This is a genomic window from Flavobacterium muglaense, assembly GCF_014305155.1.
Lineage (GTDB): Bacteria > Bacteroidota > Bacteroidia > Flavobacteriales > Flavobacteriaceae > Flavobacterium > Flavobacterium muglaense.
This window is the reverse complement of sequence record NZ_JACRUK010000020.1, coordinates 56497-64026: the sequence shown is the minus strand read 5'-3', so window position 1 is coordinate 64026 and position 7530 is coordinate 56497. Positions and strand designations below refer to the sequence as shown.

Genomic DNA, 7530 nt, shown 5'->3' with positions numbered 1-7530 from the left:
ATCCTATTATAAGCGCTTTTTTAATCTCTAGAAAACGACGTTAATCAAAATATGCGTAGTTTTTCAGTGCCCTCCTGTGAAGTCTCCCTTTTTTTATGCTTTATAATGAATGAGCTTCATTTATTTAGAAGTATTGGTTTTGTTTATGCGCAAAGAAACGACGATTCCGGTAATTAATGCGACTGCTATAAAAGCCAGTGAAACCCATTCGGGTAGTTTGATGAAATCATGCAATAACATTTTTAGTCCTACAAAACTCAGTATGGCAATAAGGCTGTACTCTAGGTAGCTGAATTTTTCTAGCATATTAGCCAAAAAGAAATACATGGAGCGAAGGCCAAGAATGGCAAAAATATTAGAACTAAACACTAAAAAAGGATCATTTGTAATTGCAAGTATTGCAGGTACGCTGTCAATTGCAAACACTACATCCATAACTTCAATAACGACTAGGGCTACAAATAAAGGAGTAGCGGCAGTTATATGGCGGCGTTTTACAAAAAAATGTTCCTGATCTATATGATTTGAAATTGGCATGATTTTTTTGAGGCTTTTGTAGACAATAGATTTTTTGGGTTCAAATTTGTCGTCTTCTCCAGTAAACAGCATTTTTAAGGCCGTGTAAAGTAAAAAAGCACCAAAAATGTAAGTAGTCCATTTGAATTTGTTAACAAGCATGACTCCAAAAAAGATCATAAGACCTCTAAAGAAAATGGCGCCAAGAATTCCCCAAAAGAGAACGCGGTGTTGGTATTTTTGAGGGATTTTAAAAGCGGCAAATATGATGGCAATAACAAAAATATTATCGACGCTTAGGGATAATTCGATTAAATAACCGGTAATGAATTTTACAGAAGCATTAATAGGTTTTAATTGATCAGGATTGTCAATATAGTTATTGTTGTATATCCAGTAGATGACTCCTGAGAATAAAAAAGAGATGCTAACCCAAATGGCGGTCCACTTTGTTGCTTCTTTGGTACTGATGATGTGAGGTGTTTTGTTAAAAACCCCTAGGTCTAAAATAAGAATAAATAGGACTATTACAAAAAAGGATATCCAGATAATCATACAGCTAGTTTTTTATAAGTACAAAGATACTTTTTGATTTTTAACTACAATATTAATTTTAGAATAACCGATTCATTATAATAAGGTATAAAAAAAGGTGTCATTGTAAATAATGACACCTTAGTATAAAATGAGGTTTAACTACAAAGCTGATTTTACAGTTGTAATAATTCGAGCAGCAATTTTGTATGGATCTCCGTTTGAAGCAGGTCTTCTGTCTTCTAACCAACCTTTCCAACCTTTTTGAACCGTAATCAAAGGAATTCTGATTGAAGCTCCTCTATCTGAAATTCCGAAAGAGAAGTCATGAATAGAAGCAGTTTCATGCTTACCTGTTAAACGTAAATCATTGTAAGCGCCGTAAACCGCGATGTGCTCAGCAGTAACAGGTCTAAATGCTTCACATATTTTTTCGTAAGTTTCACGAGAACCACAAGTTCTTAATACTTCATTAGAGAAGTTAGCGTGCATTCCAGAACCATTCCAGTCTGTGTCTCCAAGTGGTTTTGGATGGTATTCGATATAGTAACCATATTTTTCAGTCAAACGGTCAAGTAAGTATCTAGCAATCCAGATCTCATCACCTGCAATTTTTGCACCTTTAGCAAACAATTGAAATTCCCATTGTCCACAAGCAACTTCTTGATTGATTCCTTCAAAGTTTAGTCCAGCAGCGATACAAAGATCAGCATGCTCTTCTACTAAATCTCTACCGTGAGTGTTTTTTCCACCTACAGAACAGTAGTACATTCCTTGAGGTGCTGGATATCCACCAATTGGGAAGCCAAGTGGTAATAATGTTTTAGTATCCATAATAAAGTACTCTTGTTCAAATCCGAACCAGAAATCACCATCATCATCAATAGTAGCTCTACCATTAGATACGTGTGGAGTTCCGTCAGGATTCATAACTTCAGTCATTACTAAGTACCCGTTTAAACGAGTAGGGTCTGGATAAATAGCAACCGGTACAAGTAAACAGTCCGATGATCCACCTTCAGCTTGTCTAGTAGAAGATCCATCAAAAGACCAGTTTCCTAGCTCTTCTAATGTTCCTTGGAAGTTTTCATGTTCTTCAACTTTAGTTTTACTTCTAAGGTTTTGAGTAGGCTCATATCCGTCTAACCAGATGTATTCTAATTTTATTTTAGTCATAATAATATAGTTTTTTGGTTGCTTTTACAAATTTCACGCAAATGTAGACATATTTTTTATTTGATGATAAATACGGGGGTACTTTTGTTGTGATTCGTATTGTTTTTACGAAAACCCCATTTTTGATAGGGTTGAATTTTTAAATTGTTATTTTAAGGGGGTATTTTTAGGGGATATTCATCTGGAGATTGGACTGGTTTGTTTAGAATTTGTTATCTTTGTAAAAAAAAAATTATGTCAACAATTCGTTTCCAAGCTTTAAGAGAAGCTTCTACAAGAAAACCAGTTCAATTTGAAGAATCAGGAAGAAAATCTGCTATTTTCGGTTCAAATGTGTTCAATGAAAAGGCAATGAAGCAGTATTTGACTTCGGATGCCTTAAAAGGGGTTCAAAGCGCTGTACAACATGGTGCTAAAATAGACAGAAAATTAGCAGACTATATCGCAATGGGTATGAAGGAGTGGGCTCTTGCCAAAGGAGTAACTCATTATACACACTGGTTTCAACCACTTACAGGTGCAACAGCTGAAAAGCATGATGCCTTTTTTGAAACATCTTATGACGGGAGTGATCCAGTTGAAAAATTTGGTGGTGCGCAATTAGTGCAACAAGAGCCAGATGCATCTAGTTTTCCTAACGGAGGAATTAGAAATACATTTGAGGCTAGAGGATATACTGCATGGGATCCTACATCTCCAGCATTTATATACGGTACAACTTTATGCATCCCTACAGTATTCATTTCATACACTGGAGAAGCATTAGATAATAAAATCCCCTTATTAAGAGCATTATCTGCAATGGATGAAGCGGCTACTGATGTATGTAAATATTTTGATAAAAATGTAAAGAAAGTTACTGCTACCCTAGGATGGGAACAAGAATATTTCTTAATAGATAGATCTTTAGCAGAGTCTCGTCCTGACTTAATGATGACAGGAAGAACTTTACTAGGTCACACCTCTGCCAAAGGACAGCAATTAGATGATCACTACTTCGGTTCAATTCCTACACGTGCATTAACGTACATGAGAGATTTAGAGCAAGAATGTATGTTGTTAGGAATACCAGTTAAAACTCGTCATAATGAAGTTGCGCCAAATCAATTTGAGTTTGCACCAATTTTTGAAGAAACGAATTTAGCGGTTGACCATAACTGTCTTTTAATGGATGTAATGCAAAAAGTGGCTGAACGTCATGATTTAAAAGTATTATTACATGAAAAACCATTCAAAGGTGTAAATGGTTCAGGTAAGCACAACAACTGGTCGTTAGCGACAGATACTGGAGTGAATTTATTGAGTCCAAGTAAGACGCCAATGACTAACTTACAGTTTTTAACTTTCTTTATTAATACTATTAAAGCAGTTAATGATCACGAAGTTTTGTTAAGAGCAGCAATTGCTACAGCAAGTAATGATCACAGATTAGGAGCTAATGAAGCGCCACCAGCAATTATTTCTGTTTTTATTGGAGCACAATTAACTAAAGTGTTAGAAGAATTAGAAGGTGTAACTACTGGTAAATTATCTCCAGAAGAAAAAACCGACTTAAAATTAAACGTTGTAGGTAAGATTCCAGAAGTAATTCTTGATAATACAGATAGAAATAGAACATCACCATTTGCCTTTACAGGAAATAAATTTGAATTTAGAGCTGTAGGTTCTACCGCAAACTGTTCTAACGCAATGACTACCTTGAATACGATTGTTGCTAAACAATTGAAAGACTTTAAGAAAGAAGTTGATACTTTGATCGAAACAAAAGACATGAAGAAAGATGATGCGATCTTCAATGTTTTGAGAGAGTACATCAAACATTCTAAGAAAATCCTTTTTGAAGGAGATGGGTACAGTCAAGCTTGGGAAATTGAAGCAGAAAAAAGAGGATTGAGTAACTTTAAAACGACTCCTCAAGCTTTGAAAGCAAGAGCGTCTAAACAAGCTTTGGATTTATTCTCGGAAATGGGGATTATGAACCACATTGAAGTTGAAGCACGTTACGAAATTGAATTAGAAGAATACACTAAGAAAATACAAATTGAAGGAAGAGTTTTAGGTGATATTTCGACAAATCACGTAATTCCAACAGCAATTCGTTACCAAAATACGTTAATTGAAAACGTAAAAGGGCTGAAAGATATCTTTGGTTCAGACTTTGAAACAATTGCAAAAGAGCAAATTATAATTATCAAAGACATTTCGAAACATATCGAAGGTATCAATTCTAAAGTATTAGCAATGACTAATGAAAGAAAGAAAGCCAATGTAATGACTGATGCGCAATTAATGGCTGAAGCTTACTGTGATAATGTAAAACCATATTTTGAAATCATTCGTGAGCACTGTGATAAATTAGAGCTTCTAGTTGATAATGAATTATGGACATTAACTAAATATAGAGAATTGTTGTTTACAAAATAAATTGTAATAACATATTGTTATATAGGACCGCCTCAATTGAGGCGGTTTTTTTATGGGCGATTTTCAAATTAATTGAATGATTGTATTATATTTTGTTTAACGATTGTTTTTTTTATTGAAAAAGTTGGCAGTGCTTATTGCCGATTAATTGTTAGGGATGGTAAAGTAGATGCAATTAAAATGTTGGGATTTAAAAGGAGCGCTACAGGAGGAGTTAGCGGGCTAAAAAAGCATTTTGTTTTTAAAGGTAAAGTTTTTAGAGAATTGCATTATATGTAAAAAATTATAGTTATTTTATAGAAAAATTTCAAAAACAACTATTGAAATTATCGTTTTCTCTGTTTTTAGCATTTTAATTTTCTTCGTAATTTTTTTCTTATATCCATTTTTTTTAAAAATGCAGTTCATCGGATTAGAAACGCATTTTATCGAAAAATTTGTAATTTATTGGAAAACAACCACTTGTGATGAGGTGGTTTTTAAAAATGTTTTCTATATTTGAAATGTAATCATCCAACAACAACAACTGTTTTAGTGTTAAACAAAATAGTGTTGTTTAGATTATTTAGATAGTGCCCACTATCTCTTTTACAACCTACAATGATAAAAAACTAACCCCTTAGTTTTTATTGTAACCTACATAATAACTTGTATTAATAACCAATTAAATATATTTATTATGAAAAAAGTAATTTTAAGCATCTCCGCGATGCTATTCGGAACAGCGATGGTTTTGGCTCAAGGAGCAGCAGTATCAACTTATGCTGCCAATTACAGTATTGTTACAGAAGTAGGTAACGGAAATTCAGCAGCTATTGTGCAAACAGGTGATCATCATTTGTCTTCAGTCAATCAAGATGGAATGAATTTTGCCTTTGGAGGATCTCAAAATCAAGCTTTTGTAAACCAATCAGGTGAGAATCAACAAGCAATAATAGGCTCACATGGTGACAAAAACACGGCAAGAGTAGTGCAAAAAGATCAGTTTAACCTTGCTACTATTGACCAAGGAGTAGGTTATGCTGAAAAAAATTCAGCTACAGCTAGACAAGATGGTGAAAAAAATGAATCTAGTCAAAAACAACGTTTTGACAGAAACACTGGATTAGTAGTGCAAGATGGAAACTTAAATGAAGCGTTCCAAGATCAAAGCACTTTAACAAACTTAGCCAAAGGTAGTGAAGCTATTATTCGTCAAGACGGAAATAGAAATGACGCTTATCAAACTCAAAGAGGGGAAGATAATTTTGCCAAAACTATTCAAGACGGAAATAGAAACAAAGCTTGGACTACGCAAACGGGTGATAAAAATGATGCTATGACTTTTCAAGATGGAAATAAAAACAAAGCATGGGCAACACAAACAGGCGACAAAAACACTGCAATAACTAGACAATCTGGTGATGAAAACTGGTCTAAAATAATGCAACTTGGAGATAATAACTACAGTAGAGTTATTCAAGAAAATGGATTACAAATGAGTATGGTTTCGCAAACAGGTAACAATAACAATGTAACTGTTCGTCAAGATTAACTTGTAGAATTGAAGAGGTAGTTGAATTAGGCTACCTCTTTTTTTTATCTAAAACCGAATATCATGAGAACTAAAATAGTTGCATTATTTTTCATTCTGATTTTTTCTCAAATTTCTTTTTGTCAAAAATCAACTGAAGAAAATAAAATCAAAAATGATAATTCATTAAATGAGTATTCTAAGGACTTACAATATCATTTAGTTTCTCAAATGGATTATAAAAATCTAAAAAGTTCCTCGACCGAGGATTTTTATCGTAATGGTGATATAAGCGTCAATCAAATAGGTGACTACAATAAAAGTATTTTAAAAATAGCGGCATCATCAGTAGCTATTGATATCCTTCAAAACGGATCTAGAAACGAATTTGAACTCAATAAAAACACCAATACCTTAATGCAAAGAGTGGTTCAAGAGGGTCACAATAACCGCATTCGAGATTTATCAACTTACAATCCTGCTGGTTACGATATAAATATGGAGTTTATTCAAAAAGGGAACAATCAAAGTATTCAAAATTATGGTGTCAATTCTATTTCAAAAGACATGACCGTAATACAAAAAGGAAATGGAGCATCAGTTTTAATTATCAATCATAAATAATCAAGTTATGAATCGTTACAATCTATTTGCCGGTATTTTATTTTCGCTATTTTCAGTGGTTTGTTGTGCTCAGATTTCAAATACCAAAGTGAAGGCTAAAATAGAATTTGAACAAATAGAGGGTAATATTAAGTTAACGGGTACTGCCGAAAATCTAACAGCAATGGTTCAAAGTATGTCCTATACTTTATCAGTTATAAAAAAAAACACGACTACAAATAACAGTTCAACAAATGCGCAAGAAGGCTTTTTTAGTCTGAATCCCAATGAAAATAAAAACCTATCAACTACTCAGATTAATTTAAGTAAAGAGGATCAAGTGATTGTTTTATTGCTTTTTTATGATGAAAATAAAAAATTAATAGGGAAGGACAGAGTCGTTTTTGGAGATGAAAAAAAAAAGCAGCACAAATACCTACAGACGGATTTGAATTAACGGGTATCGTATCAGATGAAACAAAGACCAGAGTAGGGAAGGATTTCTATGATCGTTTTTATTATTTGTATAATGAATACAGAGTTAATTCAAAAGAAATCGTTGTGGTTGAAGAAGAATTTAGTTTTTCAAGAAATACAAAAATTAGTATCAAGATTAAAAATGAGGTTGTTTATGAATTCTTAGCACGTCCAGACGAAGAATACATTGACACTATGGCAAAGCAGGCTATTTATGAATCTTATTTGTATTTGAAAAACCTAGAAAAAGAAAGCAAATATTTTACTCAGTATTAATTTTAATATAG

General features: G+C 33.2%; 7 protein-coding genes. 5 read left to right on the top strand and 2 right to left on the bottom strand.

Annotation, left to right across the window (positions count from 1 at the left end; translation table 11 throughout):
* Positions 1-120: 120 nt before the first annotated feature.
* Complete coding sequence (locus H8R24_RS09905) at positions 121-1071, bottom strand: TerC family protein (RefSeq protein WP_187018398.1); 951 nt, start codon at positions 1069-1071, stop codon at positions 121-123.
* 141 nt (positions 1072-1212) lie between these two features.
* Positions 1213-2226: a glutamine synthetase beta-grasp domain-containing protein gene (locus tag H8R24_RS09900; protein ID WP_187018400.1), complete on the bottom strand. Its 1014-nt coding sequence runs from the start codon at positions 2224-2226 to the stop codon at positions 1213-1215.
* 234 nt (positions 2227-2460) lie between these two features.
* Between H8R24_RS09900 and H8R24_RS09895 the strand changes: the two genes are divergently transcribed.
* From H8R24_RS09895 to H8R24_RS09875, 5 genes are all read left to right on the top strand, one after another.
* Positions 2461-4650 carry a glutamine synthetase III family protein gene (locus tag H8R24_RS09895; protein WP_187018402.1) on the top strand — a complete coding sequence of 730 codons (2190 nt, stop codon included), beginning with the start codon at positions 2461-2463 and terminating at the stop codon, positions 4648-4650.
* A 679-nt stretch (positions 4651-5329) separates the two neighbouring features.
* Positions 5330-6184, top strand: a complete 855-nt coding sequence (locus tag H8R24_RS09890; protein WP_187018403.1) for a hypothetical protein — start codon at positions 5330-5332, stop codon at positions 6182-6184.
* Between the two features lie 63 nt (positions 6185-6247).
* On the top strand, positions 6248-6787 hold the full coding sequence (locus H8R24_RS09885; protein ID WP_187018405.1) for a hypothetical protein: 540 nt from the start codon (positions 6248-6250) through the stop codon (positions 6785-6787).
* Between the two features lie 7 nt (positions 6788-6794).
* Complete coding sequence (csgH, locus tag H8R24_RS09880; protein WP_187018407.1) at positions 6795-7223, top strand: curli-like amyloid fiber formation chaperone CsgH; 429 nt, start codon at positions 6795-6797, stop codon at positions 7221-7223.
* Entirely contained in the window at positions 7199-7519 is a 321-nt protein-coding gene (locus H8R24_RS09875; protein WP_187018524.1) for a CsgE family curli-type amyloid fiber assembly protein, read from the top strand. Before csgH ends, H8R24_RS09875 begins: the two co-directional genes overlap by 25 nt.
* The last annotated feature ends 11 nt before the right edge of the window (positions 7520-7530 follow it).